20 protein-coding genes are annotated in these 16,455 nt (G+C 68.9%); 11 read left to right on the top strand and 9 right to left on the bottom strand.

What is annotated here, in order from left to right; all coding sequences use genetic code 11:
- Positions 1–28 precede the first annotated feature (28 nt).
- From flgA to HZ992_RS05500, 10 genes are all read left to right on the top strand, one after another.
- On the top strand, positions 29–742 hold the full coding sequence (flgA, locus tag HZ992_RS05545) for a flagellar basal body P-ring formation chaperone FlgA (protein WP_209385688.1): 714 nt from the start codon (positions 29–31) through the stop codon (positions 740–742).
- A 121-nt stretch (positions 743–863) separates the two neighbouring features.
- Positions 864–1,178 (top strand): flagellar biosynthesis anti-sigma factor FlgM, encoded by a 315-nt coding sequence (flgM, locus tag HZ992_RS05540; protein WP_209385687.1) that lies wholly within the window; start codon positions 864–866, stop codon positions 1,176–1,178.
- A 7-nt stretch (positions 1,179–1,185) separates the two neighbouring features.
- Complete coding sequence (locus tag HZ992_RS05535) at positions 1,186–1,572, top strand: hypothetical protein (protein WP_209385686.1); 387 nt, start codon at positions 1,186–1,188, stop codon at positions 1,570–1,572.
- Positions 1,573–1,629: 57 nt separating this feature from the next.
- Positions 1,630–2,856 (top strand): DNA polymerase Y family protein, encoded by a 1,227-nt coding sequence (locus tag HZ992_RS05530; RefSeq protein ID WP_245213358.1) that lies wholly within the window; start codon positions 1,630–1,632, stop codon positions 2,854–2,856.
- Between the two features lie 114 nt (positions 2,857–2,970).
- A complete protein-coding gene (locus HZ992_RS05525) occupies positions 2,971–3,885 on the top strand; it encodes a DUF3034 family protein (RefSeq protein ID WP_209385685.1) in 915 nt (304 codons plus the stop codon).
- Between the two features lie 14 nt (positions 3,886–3,899).
- The gene (locus HZ992_RS05520; RefSeq protein WP_209385684.1) at positions 3,900–4,349 is read left to right on the top strand and encodes a group I truncated hemoglobin; all 450 of its coding nucleotides are present in this window, start codon (positions 3,900–3,902) and stop codon (positions 4,347–4,349) included.
- Positions 4,350–4,363: 14 nt separating this feature from the next.
- The gene (locus HZ992_RS05515; RefSeq protein WP_209385683.1) at positions 4,364–5,062 is read left to right on the top strand and encodes a cupredoxin domain-containing protein; all 699 of its coding nucleotides are present in this window, start codon (positions 4,364–4,366) and stop codon (positions 5,060–5,062) included.
- Positions 5,063–5,110: 48 nt separating this feature from the next.
- Positions 5,111–6,025, top strand: a complete 915-nt coding sequence (locus tag HZ992_RS05510; RefSeq protein ID WP_209385682.1) for a LysR substrate-binding domain-containing protein — start codon at positions 5,111–5,113, stop codon at positions 6,023–6,025.
- Positions 6,026–6,095: 70 nt separating this feature from the next.
- The gene (locus HZ992_RS05505) at positions 6,096–7,241 is read left to right on the top strand and encodes an alpha-hydroxy acid oxidase (protein WP_209385681.1); all 1,146 of its coding nucleotides are present in this window, start codon (positions 6,096–6,098) and stop codon (positions 7,239–7,241) included.
- Positions 7,242–7,336: 95 nt separating this feature from the next.
- Positions 7,337–7,603, top strand: coding sequence for a hypothetical protein (locus HZ992_RS05500; RefSeq protein ID WP_209385680.1), 267 nt, complete (start codon positions 7,337–7,339; stop codon positions 7,601–7,603).
- A 7-nt stretch (positions 7,604–7,610) separates the two neighbouring features.
- Here HZ992_RS05500 and HZ992_RS05495 read toward each other — a convergent pair whose 3' ends face one another.
- Positions 7,611–8,486, bottom strand: coding sequence for a KPN_02809 family neutral zinc metallopeptidase (locus HZ992_RS05495; protein WP_209385679.1), 876 nt, complete (start codon positions 8,484–8,486; stop codon positions 7,611–7,613).
- Positions 8,487–8,511: 25 nt separating this feature from the next.
- Positions 8,512–9,081, bottom strand: coding sequence for a dCTP deaminase (gene dcd, locus HZ992_RS05490; protein WP_209385678.1), 570 nt, complete (start codon positions 9,079–9,081; stop codon positions 8,512–8,514).
- 103 nt (positions 9,082–9,184) lie between these two features.
- Between dcd and HZ992_RS05485 the strand changes: the two genes are divergently transcribed.
- Complete coding sequence (locus HZ992_RS05485; RefSeq protein ID WP_209385677.1) at positions 9,185–9,712, top strand: Mpo1 family 2-hydroxy fatty acid dioxygenase; 528 nt, start codon at positions 9,185–9,187, stop codon at positions 9,710–9,712.
- A gap of 6 nt (positions 9,713–9,718) precedes the next feature.
- On the opposite strand, the gene HZ992_RS05480 is transcribed toward HZ992_RS05485, so the two are convergent.
- The 7 genes from HZ992_RS05480 to HZ992_RS05450 form a co-directional block, all read right to left on the bottom strand.
- A complete protein-coding gene (locus HZ992_RS05480; RefSeq protein WP_209385676.1) occupies positions 9,719–10,558 on the bottom strand; it encodes a formate dehydrogenase accessory sulfurtransferase FdhD in 840 nt (279 codons plus the stop codon).
- Between the two features lie 95 nt (positions 10,559–10,653).
- Positions 10,654–11,007: a hypothetical protein gene (locus HZ992_RS05475; protein WP_209385675.1), complete on the bottom strand. Its 354-nt coding sequence runs from the start codon at positions 11,005–11,007 to the stop codon at positions 10,654–10,656.
- A 16-nt stretch (positions 11,008–11,023) separates the two neighbouring features.
- Positions 11,024–12,136 (bottom strand): formate dehydrogenase subunit gamma, encoded by a 1,113-nt coding sequence (locus HZ992_RS05470; RefSeq protein ID WP_209385674.1) that lies wholly within the window; start codon positions 12,134–12,136, stop codon positions 11,024–11,026.
- 25 nt (positions 12,137–12,161) lie between these two features.
- On the bottom strand, positions 12,162–12,398 hold the full coding sequence (locus tag HZ992_RS05465) for a hypothetical protein (protein WP_371816791.1): 237 nt from the start codon (positions 12,396–12,398) through the stop codon (positions 12,162–12,164).
- The gene (fdh3B, locus tag HZ992_RS05460; RefSeq protein ID WP_209385673.1) at positions 12,395–13,027 is read right to left on the bottom strand and encodes a formate dehydrogenase FDH3 subunit beta; all 633 of its coding nucleotides are present in this window, start codon (positions 13,025–13,027) and stop codon (positions 12,395–12,397) included. The genes HZ992_RS05465 and fdh3B overlap by 4 nt, the downstream gene beginning before the upstream one ends.
- 12 nt (positions 13,028–13,039) lie before the next feature.
- The gene (locus tag HZ992_RS05455; protein ID WP_209385672.1) at positions 13,040–16,018 is read right to left on the bottom strand and encodes a formate dehydrogenase subunit alpha; all 2,979 of its coding nucleotides are present in this window, start codon (positions 16,016–16,018) and stop codon (positions 13,040–13,042) included.
- 59 nt (positions 16,019–16,077) lie between these two features.
- Positions 16,078–16,284, bottom strand: coding sequence for a formate dehydrogenase (locus HZ992_RS05450; protein WP_209385671.1), 207 nt, complete (start codon positions 16,282–16,284; stop codon positions 16,078–16,080).
- Positions 16,285–16,455 lie beyond the last annotated feature (171 nt).

The raw sequence follows: 16,455 nt of genomic DNA, 5'->3' as shown, positions 1-16,455 counted from the left end.
CTTGTCGACCTGCTCCTACAGTGACGACATGCATTCCTGGGCTCTCGTCTTCCCGTTCCTGCTGCGCCTGCTGGCGGCGGCGGTGCTGTGCGCACCGGCCGCGCAGGCCGCGCCGCTGGACGAGTCGCCGCTGCAGCAGCAGGTGCGCCGCTTCGCCGCCACCGCCACGCCTGAACAGAAGGCCGCGCGTGTGGAAGTGGATGTGGGCACGCTCGACCCGCGCCTGCGCCTGGCGCCCTGCGACGAGGTGCAGCCCTATCTGCCGCCAAACGCCCGCATGTGGGGCCGCACCCGCATCGGCGTGCGCTGCCTGCGCGGGCCGACGCGCTGGAACGTGTTCCTGCCCGTCACCGTGAAAGTCTTTGCCAGGCGCTGGGTCGCCACCCGCGCCCTGCCCGTGGGCAGCACGCTGGTCGAGGGCGACTTGGCTCAAGCCGAGGTCGATCTGGCCGAAGAAGCGGCTGCGGCCCTGATGCGGCCAGAGCAGGCCGTCGGCCGTACGCTGGCACGCCCGATGGATGCGGGCCGCAGCGTGCGAACCACGCACCTGCAGCCGCGCCAGTGGTTCGCCGCCGGCGACACGGTGCAGGTGGTCGCGCAGGGCAGCGGATTCAGCATCTCCGGCGAGGGTCAGGCGCTGACACCGGGGAACGAAGGCCAGCCGGCGCGAATTCGTACCGAAAGTGGGCGCATCCTGACCGCCGAGCCCGTGGGCGAACGCCGCGTGGAGGTCAAACTGTGATCAGCGCTTCCCCCCTGTTCGAGGGACTTCTCCGAAAAGAGCCTAAAGTCACGGCGGGCCGCACCGATATTCCGACCATGAACGTCGGGAAGTGCTCCGGCTCCTCCCTCAGGAGAACACCATGAAGATCGGCAATCCTGCAGAGAAACGCAACGTGGCGGCCGCTGACAGCGCCGCCGCCCCCGCCAAGGCGGCGGCCGAGGCTGCCAAGCCGCAGGCCGGCAGCGCCACAGCTGCTGACCCCAGCGCCAAGGTCGAACTGTCCAGTTCGGCCGCCAGCCTGATGGCCGGCGCCAGCTCGGCGGACTTCGATGCCGAGAAGGTTTCGCGCATCTCGCAAGCCATCGCGGATGGCAGCTACAAGATCAACGCCGAGGTGATCGCCGACAAGCTGATCGCCAATGCGCAAGAAGTGCTGGGCAAGGTCCAGCGCTGATCCACCCATGAGCGACGCGCCGCAAGGCAGCTCCGACCCCCGCCTCGATGCCGCGCTGACGGCCGTCGAGGAGCGTCTGGCTGCGCTCGGCGAAGCGCTGCGCTCACGCGACTCGGCCGGCATCGAACTGCAGGCCAACGAGTTGCACCGGGCGCTGTCGGGCGCGGTCGACCAGTTCGCCCGCGCCGCCCGCAGCGGCCCCGTCTCGCCGGCACTGCGCCAGCGCCTGGCCCGCACCAGCGGTCTGGTGGCCGCCCAGCGCGAATCGCTGTCCCGCGCCACCGCGGCGCTCGACCGCGCGATGGACGTGCTGATGCCACGCGACGGCCACACCACCTACTCGCCCCAGGGCAGCGCCGACCGCGGCCTGCGCGGCGGCGCCATCGTCGCCTGATTCCCGCCCCCCGCGGCGGCGCTTGCCGTCGCCTCGCGTGGCCGCTATGCTGTATGGATGTACAGCCCCGATGCGCCGCGCCTGATCGCGCATCTCGACATGGACGCGTTCTACGCGTCGGTCGAACTGCTGCGCTACCCTGAACTGCGCGGGCTGCCGGTGGTCATCGGCGGCGGCCGCCGCCACCAGCCCGAACTGCTGCCCGACGGCACGCGCCGCTTCTTCCGGCTGCGCGACTACACCGGCCGCGGCGTCATCACCACCAGCACCTACGAGGCGCGTGCGCTCGGCGTGTTCTCTGCCATGGGCACGATGAAGGCGGCCGCGCTGGCGCCCGACGCGGTGCTGCTGCCGGTGGACTTCGACGAGTACCGCAAGTACTCGCGCCTGTTCAAGGCCGCGGTGCGCGAGATCGCTCCCTGCGTCGAGGACCGCGGCATCGACGAGATCTACGTCGACCTGAGCGGGCTGCCCGGCGTGCACGACGATGCCGGCAGCGCCATCGGGACGCGGCTGAAGCAGGCCGTGAAAGACGCCACCGGCCTGACCTGCTCGATCGGCATCACGCCCAACAAGCTGCTGTCCAAGCTGTGCTCCGAACTCGACAAGCCCGACGGCCTGACGCTGCTGGGCTTCGCCGACATCCCGGCGCGCATCTGGCCGCTGGCCGCGCGCAAGGTCAACGGCATCGGGCCGAAGGCCAGCGAGAAGCTCGCCGGGCTCGGCCTGCACACCATCGGCGACATCGCGGCAGCCGACCCGGTGTTCCTGGTCGAACATTTCGGCGCCAACTACGGCCGCTGGCTGCACGAGGCCTCGCACGGCCGCGACGCGCGCGAGGTGGTCACCTACAGCGAGCCGGTGTCGATCAGCCGCGAAACCACCTTCGAGCGCGACCTGCACGCCGTGCGCGACCGGGCCACGCTCTCGGCCATCTTCACCGAGCTGTGCGTCGAACTCGCCGGGGACCTGGCGCGCAAGGGCTACGCGAGCAAGACCATCGGCATCAAGCTCCGCTTCGACGACTTCAAGTCCGTCACGCGCGACCTCACGCTCCCGGCGCACACGCTCGACGCGCGCACCATCCGGCGTGCGGCGGGCGAATGCCTCAAGCGGGTCGACCTGACGCGCCGGCTGCGCCTGCTGGGGGTGCGCGCCGGCGCGCTGGCCAGGCTGAGCGACCTGGTGGCGCCGCTCGCGCCCGAGCCTGCCGCAGCCTCCCGCGCCGAAGAACCGTCTGCCCACTACGGCCTGCCGCTGTTCGACCTGCACGGCGCCGACTGACCGTCATCGGCTGATCGAGGCCGCTGGCGTGACAAATGCCCGCAGCTCGGTGCATCCGGTCCGCAGGTGGCTCCGTATCCTGCACCGTTCGCCGCAAGACCCGGAGTCGTACCCATGCCATGCCCCCTGCTGCGCGCCCTTGCCTGGGCGGCGCTCGTCGCTGCTTCTGCCAGCCCGGCACTCGCCTTCACGCCCGGCCAGGGCAAGTTGCTGCTCACCGGCGGCGTGAGCAGCATCGACGGTGCGGCCGGAGGCGGGCTCACGCCCTGGGCCGTGACCGGCAGCCACGCCACAGGCAGCGAGATCGGTGCGACGGCCTTCTTCACCCGCGTGAAGGTGCAGGACTACGCGCTCGGCGTGTACGGCGCCGCGGTCGGTTTCGGCGACCGCGCCGAACTGTCGATCGCCCGCCAGGATTTCGATGCCGGCGACAACCTCGCGCCGCTGGGCCTGCCGGGGCTGCACCTCAAGCAGAACATCGTCGGCGCCAAGCTGCGTCTGGCCGGCGACGCCGTGCTCGACAGCGACACGCTGATGCCGCAGGTCGCCGTCGGCGTGCTCCACAAGAAAACCGACGCCGGCGCGCTCGGCCCCACGCTCACCGGGCCGCTGGGTGCCAAGGACAGCGGCACCGACCTGTATTTGAGCGCCACCAAGTTGTTCCTCGCGCAAGGTTTGCTCGTCAGCGGCACCCTGCGCGCCACCAAGGCCAACCAGAACGGCCTGCTCGGCTTCGGCGGTGCCGCCGGCGGCAGCTACAAGTTCCAGCCCGAGGTATCGGTGGCCTACCTGCTGCGCCGCGACCTCGCCCTCGGCGCCGAGTACCGCGCCAAGCCCGACAACCTCAACGAATCCGTGCTCGGCAGCGACGCGCTGAAGGAGGACGACTGGTCCGACCTGTTCCTCGCGTGGGCGCCGAGCAAGCACCTGTCGATCACGCTGGCCTGGGTCGATCTGGGCCGTATCGCCCCGGCCGTGCAGCCGCGTCGCCAGCGCGGCGCCTACCTGTCGGCGCAGATCGGCTTCTGATGAAAGGCCACCGCATGAACTCCATGTTTCGCCACCTCGCCCTGGCCGCTGCGTTGTTTGCCAGCGCCGGCGCCTTCGCCCAGACCGCCCCGCAGCGCACGGCCGACGACAGCCTCTACCAGGCGCTCGGCGGCAAGGGCGGCCTGACCACGCTGATGGACCGTTTCATGGAGCGGCTGCTCGCCGATGCGCGCATGCGCCCCTTCTTCAAGGATTCGGACCAGCAGCACGTGAAGGAGCAACTCGTCCTGCAGATCTGCGAGGTGTCCGGCGGCCCCTGCCGCCGCGACGGCCCCGACATGAAGAAGGCCCACGACGGCATGGACGTCACGCGCGGCGACTTCAATGCGCTCGTGGAAGTGCTGCAGGACACGATGGATGCGCAGGGCATCCCGTTCGTCGCGCAGAATCGCCTGCTCGCAAAGCTGGCGCCGATGCACCGCCAGATCATCAACACACCCTGAAGGGACGTGACGGCATGAAGCAGATCCTCCTCGGCGCCGCCATGGCGCTCGGCAGCCTCGCCGCGCAAGCCGGCTCCGTCCAGATCACCGTCACCGACAAGGACGGCAAGCCGACGCCCGATGTCGTCGTCCTCGTCGAGACACCAGGCCGGCCGGTGCCGGCGAACGTCGGCGTCACCGCCACCATCGCGCAGGAGGACCTGAAGTTCCAGCCCTTCCTGACCGTGGTGCCCGCGGGCAGCACGCTGCGCTTCGTCAACCGCGACGGCTACGACCACCACGTGCGCTCGATGCCCAGCGGCCCGCTGGGCAGCACGCCGCCCGCGCAGAGCATCGAGCTGCGCCTGGACGCGTCAGCCCCGGCGCCGCGCAGCGCCGACGACGACTACCAGAACAAGCCCCCGCCGGTGCGCAAGAAGAGCGGCACCAGCAGCGTCGACGTGAAGGTCGACAAGGCAGGACCGATCGGCCTGGGCTGCCACCTGCATTCGTCGATGCGCGGGCAGGTCTACGTGAGCGCCACGCCGTGGTTCGCGAAGACCGACGCCAACGGCGTCGCCCGGCTCGAGAACGTGCCCGATGGCGCCATCGAACTGTCGCTGTGGCACCCCGACCAGTTGCAGGAGCAGCCGATCCAGCGCGTCCAGTCCACCGCCGCGCCGCTGACGCTGACGGGGCAGCTCAACTTCGTGCCGCGCCGCCGCCGCAGCTGACTGCGGCAGCGCAGGCCACCGGCCGCGCCGCTTGGCGACAATCGGCCAATGGCGTCGCCGGACATCCGCTTCCCGTCGATCGAGGGCCTGAGGGCCTTCGAGGCGGCCGCGCGCCTGGGCAGCTTCGAACGCGCCGCCGAGGAACTGAACGTGACGGCCAGTGCGATCGGCAAGCGCATCGCCGCGCTGGAGGACCTGCTGGGCACGCCCTTGTTCAGCCGCGGGCCGAAGGCGCTGTCGCTCACCGCCACGGGCAAGGAGTACCTCGCGCAGGTCGGCACGGCGCTCGGCCTGCTGGCTGCGGTGCCGCTGCACCGGCGCACGGCGCAGCGCGTCGAGCGTCTGCGCGTGAGCGCGCCGCCCACCTTCGCGCGGCAGATCCTGGTGCCGGCGCTGGAGCGCTTCACGGCGGCGCATCCGCAGGTCGAGCTGGAGGTGGTGCTGTCGATTCCCTACCTCGACGCGGCGGCGACCGAAGCCGACGTCGAGGTGCGCCACGGCGACCCGGCCTCGCACGCCGGAGAGCCACTGCTCGACGAGCAGGTGCTGCCGATGGCCGCACCGGCGCTGCTGCAGCGCCTGCGGCCGATGACGCAGCCGCGCGACCTGCGCGACGCGCCGCTGCTGCGCACGCCGCTGGAACCCTGGGCGCCTTGGTTCGCCGCGGCCGGCCTGGACTGGGGCGAACCGGCGATGGGCACCAAGCTCGTCGACCTGGGTCTGACACTGGAAGCGGCCGTCAGCGGCCAGGGCGTCGTGCTGGCGCGGCCCAGCCTGGCGCGGCACTGGCTGGCAGCGGGCGCGCTGGTGCCGGTGTTCCGCGTCACTGCGCCGCCGGCCTTCCGCTACTACCTGCTGCCGCACGCGGCGCAAGGCCCGGCGGCGGCCTTCGCCGACTGGCTGCGCGGCGAGTGCGAGCTGGCCACGCAGGCGGCGGCGGCACTGGTTTCGGGCAAGCCCTGAAAATCTTTCCGGGGTCGGCGTTCGCGGCGCCGCTAGCATCGCCGGCTACAACGAGACAGGAGACAAGACCATGCCCGTGATCACCAACATCGAAGACCTGCGCGTGCTGGCCGAGAAGCGCGTACCGCGCATGTTCTACGACTACGCGGACTCGGGCTCCTGGACCGAGACCACCTACCGCGCCAACGAGAGCGACTTCCAGAAGATCAAGCTGCGCCAGCGCGTGGCGGTAAACATGGAGAACCGCTCGACGGCGACGCAGATGGTCGGCCAGGACGTGAAGATGCCCGTGTGCATCGCGCCTGTCGGCCTGACCGGCATGCAGCATGCCGACGGCGAGATCCTGGCTGCACGCGCGGCCGAGAAGTTCGGCATCCCGTTCACGCTGTCGACGATGAGCATCTGCTCGATCGAGGACATCGCCGCCAGCACGAAGGCGCCATTCTGGTTCCAGCTCTACATGATGCGCGACCGCGATGCCATGGCGCGCATGATCGACCGCTGCAAGGTGGCGAAGTGCAGCGCGATGGTGCTCACGCTGGACCTGCAGGTCATCGGCCAGCGCCACAAGGACCTGAAGAACGGCCTGACCGCCCCGCCCCGGCCGACGATCGCCAACATCATCAACCTGATGACCAAGCCGCGCTGGTGCCTGGGCATGGCCGGCACGCGGCGACACACCTTCGGCAACCTGGTCGGCCACGTCAAGGGTGTCAGCGACATGAGTTCGCTGGCCGCCTGGACCCACGAGCAGTTCGACCCGCGCCTGTCCTGGGCCGACGTCGAGTGGGTCAAGAAGCAATGGGGCGGCAAGCTGATCCTCAAGGGCATCATGGACGTCGAAGACGCGCGCCTGGCGGTCGGCAGCGGCGCCGACGCGATCGTCGTCAGCAACCACGGCGGCCGGCAGCTCGACGGCGCGCCCAGCAGCATCGAGGCGCTGCCGGCGATCGTCGAGGCGGTGGGCCGGCAGACCGAAGTCTGGATGGACGGCGGCATCCGCAGCGGCCAGGACGTGCTCAAGGCCTGGGCGTTGGGTGCGCGCGGCACGATGATCGGCCGGGCGATGGTCTACGGGCTGGGCGCCATGGGCGAGGCGGGCGTCACCAAGGCGCTGCAGATCATCCACAAGGAGCTCGACGTGACGATGGCTTTCTGCGGCCACACGCAGCTGACCCAGGTCGACCGCTCGATCCTGCTGCCGGGCAGCTACTGACGCGTCGCCACGTTCATTCCGTCGCAATTCGGGGCTGGCGCCTGGCTGACGCCAAACTTACACTGTGCGCATCCGTCGCCCCCAGGGGATGCGCCATGACCCTCGACCAGTTCCAGGAATTGCGCCAGTGGTTTCTCCGGCATCGGGGTGACCATCCGATGGAGGGCCATGTCTGGACCACCCTCCTGACGCTGTGGATGGTCGGCTGGGTCGGCGCACCGACCGCCTGGCTGCTGCAGTGGGATCTGGCGGCGCTGGGCGCCGTGCTGCTCGTCTTCGCGCCGGGCCGCTACGTCGCGTGGCGCGACCGGCTGCACCGCCGCGGCTGGCTGCGCTGCGACTGGATCGCGCTGCTGCGCTGAGAGCCGATCAGAGCTGGCGCGCCTCGAAGGTGTTGCACTGCTGGACGCTGCCGGTCTGCAGGCCGCGCTTGAACCAGGTGACGCGCTGCGCGCTGCTGCCGTGAGTGAAGCTCTCCGGCTGCACGGTGCCGCGTGACTTGCGCTGCAAGGCATCGTCGCCGATCTGGCCGGCCGCATTGAGCGCTTCTTCAAGGTCGCCCTGCTCGAGGATCTGCCGCGCCTTCTGGGCGTGGTGAGCCCACAGGCCGGCAAAACAGTCGGCCTGCAACTCCAGGCGCACGCTCAGCGCGTTGCCCTGTGCCTCGCTGACACGGCCTCGCGTGGACTCCACCTTGGCGGTGATGCCCATCAGGTTCTGCACGTGGTGGCCGACCTCGTGGGCGATCACGTAGGCCTGGGCGAAATCGCCCGGCGCGCCGAGCTGCGTGCGCATGGTCTCGTAGAACCCGAGGTCGATGTAGACCTTCTGGTCGCCCGGGCAGTAGAACGGCCCCATCGCCGCCTGGCCCTGGCCGCAGGCCGTGGGCTCGGAGCCGCGGAACAGCCGCAGCTTCGGCTCGCGGTAGGTGGCGCCCATCTGCTGGAACTGGGCGCGCCAGACGTCTTCGGTATCGGCCAGCACCACCGACACGAAGCGCGCCATGGTGTCGTCCGCAGGCGGTTTGCCCGCCGGCGCCGACTGCTGTTGCGGCCCCGGCCCCTCGCCGCTGAGCAGGCCCAGCACCGTCAGAGGGTTGATGCCGAAGATCCAGCCGGCCACCAGGGCGATCGCCACCGTGCCCAGCCCGATGCCGCGCCCGCCGCCCAGGCGCATGCCGCCGCCGCCCCGCGAGGAGCGCGCATCCTCGACGTTGTCACTCTCGCGGTTGCCTTCCCACTTCATGGCGGTCTCCCTGTTGGTGGGCGGCTCAGGTCTTGGGCAGCGTGACGCCGCGTTGGCCCTGGTACTTGCCGCCGCGGTCCTTGTAGCTGGTTTCGCAGACTTCGTCACTCTCGAAGAACAGCACCTGCGCGCAGCCCTCGCCCGCGTAGATCTTCGCGGGCAGCGGCGTGGTGTTGCTGAACTCCAGCGTCACGTAGCCCTCCCACTCGGGTTCGAAGGGCGTGACGTTGACGATGATGCCGCAGCGCGCATAGGTGCTCTTGCCCAGGCAGATGGTCAGCACGTTGCGCGGAATGCGGAAGTACTCGACGGTGCGCGCCAGAGCAAAGCTGTTGGGCGGGATGACGCAGACGTCGGCCTCGATGTCGACGAAGCTGCGCTCGTCGAAGTTCTTCGGGTCGACCACCGTGCTGTAGATGTTCGTGAAGACCTTGAACTCCCGCGCGCAGCGGATGTCATAGCCATAGCTGCTGGTGCCGTAGCTGACGATCTTGTGGCCGTCGGGAGCGGTGCGCACCTGTCCGGGTTCGTACGGATCGATCATGCCGTGCTGTTCGGCCATGCGCCGTATCCACTTGTCGCTCTTGATGCTCATGTGCGCAATTCCGGGTCGGGAAGCGTGCATTTTAGGGACCCCGTCCCGCACCTCCGGCCGAAGCTGTGCGACAGTTGAGCCTGAAATGATCCCGGAGAACCGCATGCGTGCCGCGACCGACCTCCTGAGCCAATACGCCCTCTACCACCGCGACCGCCGCAACATCGCGAGCCACTTCGTCGGCGTGCCGATGATCGTGTTCGCCGTCGGCGTGCTGCTGGCCAAGCCGGCTTTCGCGCTCGCCGGGCTGGCGCTGTCGCCGGCCTGGGTGGTGTTCGCGCTGGCGGCCGCCTGGTACCTGACGCGTGGCAACCTGTCGCTTGGCATGGCCACCACCGCGGCGGTCGGCGCACTGATCGCCCTGGCCCACCACGTGGGCAACAGCGGCACCGGCGCCTGGCTGGCCTGGGGCATCGGCTTCTTCGTGGTGGGCTGGATCATCCAGTTCATCGGCCACTGGTATGAGGGCCGCAAGCCGGCGTTCGTCGATGACATCGTCGGCCTGCTGGTCGGCCCGATGTTCGTCACCGCGGAGGCTCTGTTCGCGCTCGGTTGGGGCAAACCGCTGCTGCGCGAGATCGAGCGCCGTGTCGGCCCGACGATGATGCGGGATCTTGCCCGCATCGCCTGAGCCCCTTCAAGGCGCGGTGCGCGCCGGCTCCGGCTCGGCCTCGAAGCGCTCGAAGCCCCCGTAGCAGATGAAGTGCCGGTTGGTCGCCCGGCCGAACAGACACAGCCCGAGCCTACCCGCGATCTCGTGCCCCATCTGCGTGATGCCGCTGCGCGACACGATGATCGGCACACCCATCTGCGCCGACTTGATGACCATCTCGCTGGTCAGCCGCCCCGTCGTGTAGAAGACCTTGTCGCCGCCGTCCACGCCGTTCAGCCACATCCAGCCGGCGATGGTGTCGATGGCGTTGTGGCGGCCGACGTCCTCCACGAACATCAGCAGTTCGTCCTGTCGGAACAGCGCGCAGCCGTGTACCGAGCCGGCCGACTTGTAGGTGCTCTCCTGGCGCCGCACGGCGTCGAGCAGGCCGTACAGGCTCGACTGGCTCAGCCGCGCCGCGGCCTCGCTGGCCGGCGGCAGTGAAATGCTGTCGAGGTCGCCCATCAGGTCGCCGAACACCGTGCCCTGGCCGCAACCGGTAGTGACCACGCGCTTGGCCGTCTTCTCGTCGAAGCGCTCGATGCCGGCCCGCGTGGCCACCGCCGCGGCCTGCACGTCCCAATCCACCGTGATCGAATCGATGTCGGCCACGCTGTCGACCAGGCGCTGGTTGCGCAGGTAGCCCAGCACGAGCAGCTCCGGCGCAGCGCCCAGCGTCATCAGCGTGACCAGTTCGCGCTTGTCGACGAACACCGTCAGCGCGCGCTCGGCGGGGATGGCGATCTCGCGGGTGGCACCGAACTCGTCGCGCACCTCGATCGAGTGCATCAAGGGCGCGCTGGCCTGGGTCAGTCGGACGGTCATGCCGGAACTCTACGGGAAGCGGGGAAGGCCCACGGAGAGCCGCGGAATGAGAACGGGCCGCTGCAGCAGCGGCCCGGGCCCGGCGAATGCCGCTTTCAGGTCTTCTTGGCCGGTGCAGCGGCAGGCGCCGCCGCCTTGGCCGGCGCGGCAGGAGCGGCCGCCGGCGCCGCCGCGGTGCCCGCCGGCACGAAGGGGCCGGGGTCGGCGCAGGCCGGTGTCTCGGTGGCCTTGTTGACCGTCTTGCCGGCCTTGGCGGCATCGGCCTGGTAGCGGGCCGCGACCCTTTCCATCGAGCGACACAGCAGGAAGGCCTCGACCTTGCCGCCGTGCGCGGTCTTCGCCGCGGCCTCGGCCGCCTTGGCCTTGGCCTCGTCGGAAGGCGGCGGAAGCTTGGCCACGGCCGAAGCCGCCAGAACGGAACCCAGCACGGCGATCAGGAGTTTGCGCATGGTCGGACTCTGCAGGTCAGGTTTGCGGAGCAGCCACGGTCGCGCCAGGCGGCGTGCTGCGTTGAGCGGGGATCTTGCCGGCGCGGATGTCGTCGAGCCAGAGTTCGTGGTGCTCCTTGGCCCAGGCTTCGTCGACGTAGCCGGTGCGCATGCCCTGGAAAGCACCGCGCGTGCCGATCGTTCCCATGTAGATGTGGCCGATGAACAGCACCAGCATCAACACGGCTGATACGGCGTGGATCATGTGCGCCACCTGCATGTCGGTGCGCAGGTAGGCCAATCCGGGAACGAGTTTGTCGAGCACCAGCCCGGAGCCGACGGACACCAGTCCACAGACGAACACGCCGCTCCAGAAAATGAGCTTCTCTCCGGCGTTGAAGCGGTGCGACGGGACTTCCTGTTCGCCCAGCATGCCGCCACCCTTGGCCAGCCACGTCAGATCGGAGGCCTTGGGCAGGTTGTCGCGCACGAAGGTCACGATGACGATCACCAGCGACACCGCGAACACCGGCCCGGCGAAGTTGTGGGCCGTCTTGAGGGCATACGTCAGCCAGCCGAACAGCGTGCCGCCGATGACGGGCAGCAGGAAGAACTTGCCGAAGGCCATCACGATGCCCGAGATGGCCAGGATGCTGAAGGCGATCGCGTTGGACCAGTGCGCACTGCGCTCGAAGGGCGTGAAGCGTTCGACCACGCGCCCGGTGTCGGCCACATGGCCGCCCAGCGGGCCCTTGCGCCAGTAGAACAGCGCGAGCGCCAGCGTGACGATGAGCAGCAGCGCTCCGCCGTACGGGATGATCCACTGGTTGCGAACCTGGCGCCAGGCTTCGCCGGCGTTGGTGTAGCGCGAGCCGGGGTACTCCACGAAGGGCTGGATCAGCACGCCCTTCTCGGCCCCGGGCAGGTTCGACACGCCCGCGTGGTTGCCCGACTCGCGCACCGCGCGCCAGAACGGCGCATTGTTGCCGGGCTGGCTCTTGGCGCGCTGGGCGTTGTTCTCGTCGGCCTTGGGCAGGTCGGCGGCGGCGGCCGCAGCAGGCTTGACCGCTGCGGCGTCCGCCTGGGCCAGCGCGATGCCCGGGCCGAGCAGTGCTGCCGCCAGGAGCAAGGTGCGCATCACGTGGTGCATGGTTTCTCCTCGCTTCGCAACAAGCTCACTTCAGCGCGGGGGCGCGGTTGTACTCGTTCTGGCCTTGCGCGCGCTGGCGCATCTGGGTCTCCCAGCTGGCCTGGTCGCCGGCCTTCCAGCCCTCGGCGACGTAGGCGCTCGGGGCCGCTTCCCAGGCCTTGCCGTCGGACTTCTTCATCGCCGGCTGTGCAGTCTGGGGCTTCTCGCCACAGGCCGCCAAGCCTGCCGCGAGCATGGCGACGATCAGGATCCGGTTCATCATGACTTGGTGGTCTCCGCCTTCGGTTGTGCGGCGCCGCCCGAGCTGGGCTTGCCGTAGGCCGTGCCCCAGCCCCAGACTTCGGAGCCCTTGCCGCGAGTCAGCACGCGGGTGCGGAAGATGTCCGCCACCACGTCGCCGTCGCCGCCGAGCAGGGCCTTGGTCGAGCACATCTCGGCGCAGGCCGGCAGCTTGCCTTCGGACAAGCGGTTGCGGCCGTACTTGTCGTTCTCGGCCTCGCTGCCGTTGGCCTCGGGGCCGCCGGCGCAGAAGGTGCACTTGTCCATCTTGCCGCGCAGGCCGAAGGTGCCGTTGGTCGGGAACTGCGGCGCGCCGAACGGGCAGGCGTAGGAGCAGTAGCCGCAGCCGATGCAGGTGTCCTTGTCGTGCAGCACCACGCCCTCGTCGGTGCGGTAGAAGCAGTCGACCGGGCACACGGCCATGCATGGCGCGTCACTGCAGTGCATGCAGGCCACCGAGATGCTTCGCTCGCCGGGCACGCCATCGTTGAGCGTGACCACGCGGCGGCGGTTCACGCCCCAGGGCACGTCATGCTCGGCCTTGCAGGCGGTGACGCAACCATTGCACTCGATGCAGCGCTCGGCATCGCAGATGAACTTCATTCTTGCCATGTCGTGTTCTCCTTAGGCCGCGCGCTCGATCTGGCAGAGCGTCGTCTTGGTTTCCTGCATCATCGTCACGCTGTCGTAGCCGTAGGTCGTGGCGGTGTTGACCGACTCGCCGCGCACCACCGGCACCGCGCCGGTCGGGTAGTAGGGAGCGAGGTCGACGCCGCCCCAGCGGCCGGCGAAGTGGAACGGCAGGAACACCGTCTCCTCGTTGACCCGCTCGGTCACCAGCGCCTTGACGCGCAGGCCCTTGAACTCGGGCACGGCGGCCATCGGCGGGGTCTTCACCCAGACGTATTCGCCGTTGCGGATGCCGCGGTCGTTGGCGACCTTCGGGTTGATCTCGACGAACATGTCCTGCTGCAACTCGGCCAGCCAGGGGTTGGAACGCGTCTCGTCGCCGCCGCCCTCGTACTCGACCAGGCGACCCGAGGTCATGATCAGCGGGAAGGTCTTGCCGATGTCCTTGTTCTTCTCCTGCACGGTCTTGAACAGGGTCGGCAGCCGCCAGAAGGCCTTCTTGTCGTCGTGCGTCGGGTACTTGGCGATCAGGTCCGGGCGGTTGCTGTACAGCGGCTCGCGGTGCTGCGGCACCGGGTCGGGGAAGTTCCACACCACCGCCCGCGCCTTGGCATTGCCGAACGGGTGGCAGCCGTGCACCTGCATGGCCACGCGGATGATGCCGCCCGATGGGTCGGTCTTCCAGTTCTTGCCCTCGGCGGCCTTCTTCTCGGCCTCGCTGAGGTCGTCCCACCAGCCGAGCTTCTTGAGCAGCAGGTGGTCGAACTCCGGGTAGCCGGTGGTCAGGTCGGCGCCCTTGCTGTGCGAACCGTCGCCCGACAGCAGGGACACGCCCTCACGCTCCACGCCGAAGTTCGCGCGGAAGTTTCCGCCGCCTTCCATGACGTGCTTGCTGGTGTCGTACAGGTTCGGCGAGCCGGGATGCTTGAGCGCCGGCGTGCCGTAACACGGCCAGGGCAGGCCGAAGTAGTCGCCGTCGAGCTTGTAGCCGGTCTCCTTGTCGATGCCGCCCTTGGCCTTGAGCGTCTTCACGTCGAAGACGTTCATGTTGCGCATGTGCGCCTTCAGGCGCTCGGGGCTCTGGCCGGTGTAGCCGATGGTCCAGACGCTGGCGTTGATCTCGCGGAGGATGGATTCGACCTCGGGCTCGTCCATGCCGCCCTTGCCCTTGACCATCTTGTAGTTCTTGACCAGCTCCTTGTCGAAGCCCAGCTTCTGCGCGAGCTGGTACATGATCATGTGGTCGTTGCGCGACTCCCACAGCGGCTCGATCACCTGCTCACGCCACTGGATCGAGCGGTTCGACGCGGTGCACGAACCGCTGGTCTCGAACTGCGTCGTCGCCGGCAGCAGGTAGACGGCGCGGTTCGGGTTCTGGTCTTCGGGCTTGCCCGGCATCGCGGCCAGCGCGGCGGTGGCGCTAGGGAAGGGATCGACGACGACCATCAGGTCGAGCTTGTCCATCGCCTTCTTCATCTCGAGGCCGCGGGTCTGCGAGTTCGGCGCGTGGCCCCAGAAGAACAGGCCGCGCAGGTTGCTGTCCTGGTCGATGAGCTCGTTCTTCTCGAGCACGCCGTCGATCCAGCGCGACACCGTCATGCCCGGCTTGGTCATCATGCCCGGCGCGTACTGCTTCTTCATCCACTCGAAGTCGACCTTCCAGACGTTCGCGAAGTGCTTGAAGGAGCCTTCGGCCAGGCCGTAGTAGCCGGGCAGCGAGTCGGGGTTCGGGCCGACGTCGGTGGCGCCCTGCACGTTGTCGTGGCCGCGGAAGATGTTCGCGCCGCCGCCGCTGGTGCCGATGTTGCCCAGTGCCAGCTGCAGGATGCACGAAGCTCGCACCATCGCATTGCCGATGGTGTGCTGGGTCTGGCCCATGCACCACACGATGGTGCTCGGGCGGTTCTCGGCCATGGTCTTGGCGACTTGCAGGCAGGTGGCCTCGTCGACGCCGCTGGCTTCCAGGACCTTGTCCGGCGTCCACTTCGCGAGCACGTCCTCGCGGACCTTCTCCATGCCGTAGACGCGGTCCTCGATGTACTTCTTGTCTTCCCAGCCGTTCTTGAACACGTGGTACAGCACGCCGAACAGGAACGGGATGTCGCTGCCCGAGCGCAGGCGCACGTACTGGTCGGCCTTGGCCGCCGTGCGCGTGAAGCGCGGGTCGACCACGATCATCTTGCAGCCGTTCTCCTTCGCATGCAGCACGTGCAGCATCGACACCGGGTGCGCCTCGGCGGCGTTGCTGCCGATGTAGAGCGCCGCCTTGGCGTTCTGCATGTCGTTGTAGGAGTTGGTCATCGCACCGTAGCCCCAGGTGTTCGCGACACCCGCGACCGTGGTGCTGTGGCAGATGCGCGCCTGGTGGTCGCAGTTGTTGCTGCCCCACAGGCTCATCCACTTGCGCAACAGGTAGGCCTGCTCGTTGTTGTGCTTGGAGGAGCCGACGACGAACACCGAGTCCGGCCCGCTCTGCTTGCGCAGTTCGAGCATCTTGGCGCTGATCTCTTCGAGCGCCTGGTCCCAGCTGATGCGCTCGTACTTGTTGCCCACCAGCTTCATCGGGAACTTCAGGCGGAACTCGCCGTGTCCGTGCTCGCGCACCGCAGCGCCCTTGGCGCAGTGCGCGCCGAGGTTGATCGGCGAATCGAACACCGGCTCCTGGCGCACCCAGACACCGTTCTCGACCACCGCATCGATTGCGCAGCCCACCGAGCAGTGGCCGCACACCGTGCGCTTGACGACGACCTTCTTGTCGCCCGAGGCGGCCTTGGCCGCATCGGCGGCCTGCGCCTTCTTGACCAGCGTCAGCTGCGACACCGCGATGCCGGCGCCGACCCCGAGGCCGGATCGGCGCAGGAACGAGCGGCGGTCCATCGTGGGAATCGCGCGCGACACCCCGCGGGCGAGGCTGGACACCAGCGAAGAGGCCGAGCCCGGTGCGGACGACGACGATTTGCGCGTGAGCAGCATGGAAACTCCTTGATCGTGCAACGGCGGGCCGGATCGGCCCGGTCGGAAACGGCGAGTGCTCAGACCCGAGCGGTCTGGTAGTAGCGCAGCACGTGCTGCGTCACCTGGTAGCCGCCCTTGTCGGCATCGGGCTGTGCGCCAGTCGCGACGGGCGCCGGCTCGGCAGGCGCCTTGGGCAGAACGGCGGCCACGGCGGCGAGCGCACCGGCGGTACCGGCACCCGCAAACACCGTGCGGCGGGAGAGCTTGGGCTGAACCTTGTCCATCGTGGCCTCCTGTGCAGCACAGATTGACCTGTGCAAAAGTGTGCATATCTTAGCCACGCATCTGTCAATTCTTCGTCGCGGCGAACCCTCGCAAACACCCATGCCGCGACACGACAAGGTGTCGCAGGGCCTCACCCGGCAAACCGCGACAACTTGTCGCGGTGACCGACG

The organism is Rhizobacter sp. AJA081-3, assembly GCF_017795745.1.
GTDB lineage: Bacteria > Pseudomonadota > Gammaproteobacteria > Burkholderiales > Burkholderiaceae_C > Piscinibacter.
This window is presented reverse-complemented; position numbering and strand designations above follow the sequence as displayed.

Coding starts and splice junctions, on each gene's coding strand:
- flgA (WP_209385688.1), top strand. CDS start 29: ATGCATTCCTGGGCTCTCGTCTTCCCGTTCCTGCTGCGCCTGCTGGCG.
- flgM (WP_209385687.1), top strand. CDS start 864: ATGAAGATCGGCAATCCTGCAGAGAAACGCAACGTGGCGGCCGCTGAC.
- HZ992_RS05535 (WP_209385686.1), top strand. CDS start 1,186: ATGAGCGACGCGCCGCAAGGCAGCTCCGACCCCCGCCTCGATGCCGCG.
- HZ992_RS05530 (WP_245213358.1), top strand. CDS start 1,630: ATGTACAGCCCCGATGCGCCGCGCCTGATCGCGCATCTCGACATGGAC.
- HZ992_RS05525 (WP_209385685.1), top strand. CDS start 2,971: ATGCCATGCCCCCTGCTGCGCGCCCTTGCCTGGGCGGCGCTCGTCGCT.
- HZ992_RS05520 (WP_209385684.1), top strand. CDS start 3,900: ATGAACTCCATGTTTCGCCACCTCGCCCTGGCCGCTGCGTTGTTTGCC.
- HZ992_RS05515 (WP_209385683.1), top strand. CDS start 4,364: ATGAAGCAGATCCTCCTCGGCGCCGCCATGGCGCTCGGCAGCCTCGCC.
- HZ992_RS05510 (WP_209385682.1), top strand. CDS start 5,111: ATGGCGTCGCCGGACATCCGCTTCCCGTCGATCGAGGGCCTGAGGGCC.
- HZ992_RS05505 (WP_209385681.1), top strand. CDS start 6,096: ATGCCCGTGATCACCAACATCGAAGACCTGCGCGTGCTGGCCGAGAAG.
- HZ992_RS05500 (WP_209385680.1), top strand. CDS start 7,337: ATGACCCTCGACCAGTTCCAGGAATTGCGCCAGTGGTTTCTCCGGCAT.
- HZ992_RS05495 (WP_209385679.1), bottom strand. CDS start 8,486: ATGAAGTGGGAAGGCAACCGCGAGAGTGACAACGTCGAGGATGCGCGC.
- dcd (WP_209385678.1), bottom strand. CDS start 9,081: ATGAGCATCAAGAGCGACAAGTGGATACGGCGCATGGCCGAACAGCAC.
- HZ992_RS05485 (WP_209385677.1), top strand. CDS start 9,185: ATGCGTGCCGCGACCGACCTCCTGAGCCAATACGCCCTCTACCACCGC.
- HZ992_RS05480 (WP_209385676.1), bottom strand. CDS start 10,558: ATGACCGTCCGACTGACCCAGGCCAGCGCGCCCTTGATGCACTCGATC.
- HZ992_RS05475 (WP_209385675.1), bottom strand. CDS start 11,007: ATGCGCAAACTCCTGATCGCCGTGCTGGGTTCCGTTCTGGCGGCTTCG.
- HZ992_RS05470 (WP_209385674.1), bottom strand. CDS start 12,136: ATGCACCACGTGATGCGCACCTTGCTCCTGGCGGCAGCACTGCTCGGC.
- HZ992_RS05465 (WP_371816791.1), bottom strand. CDS start 12,398: ATGATGAACCGGATCCTGATCGTCGCCATGCTCGCGGCAGGCTTGGCG.
- fdh3B (WP_209385673.1), bottom strand. CDS start 13,027: ATGGCAAGAATGAAGTTCATCTGCGATGCCGAGCGCTGCATCGAGTGC.
- HZ992_RS05455 (WP_209385672.1), bottom strand. CDS start 16,018: ATGCTGCTCACGCGCAAATCGTCGTCGTCCGCACCGGGCTCGGCCTCT.
- HZ992_RS05450 (WP_209385671.1), bottom strand. CDS start 16,284: ATGGACAAGGTTCAGCCCAAGCTCTCCCGCCGCACGGTGTTTGCGGGT.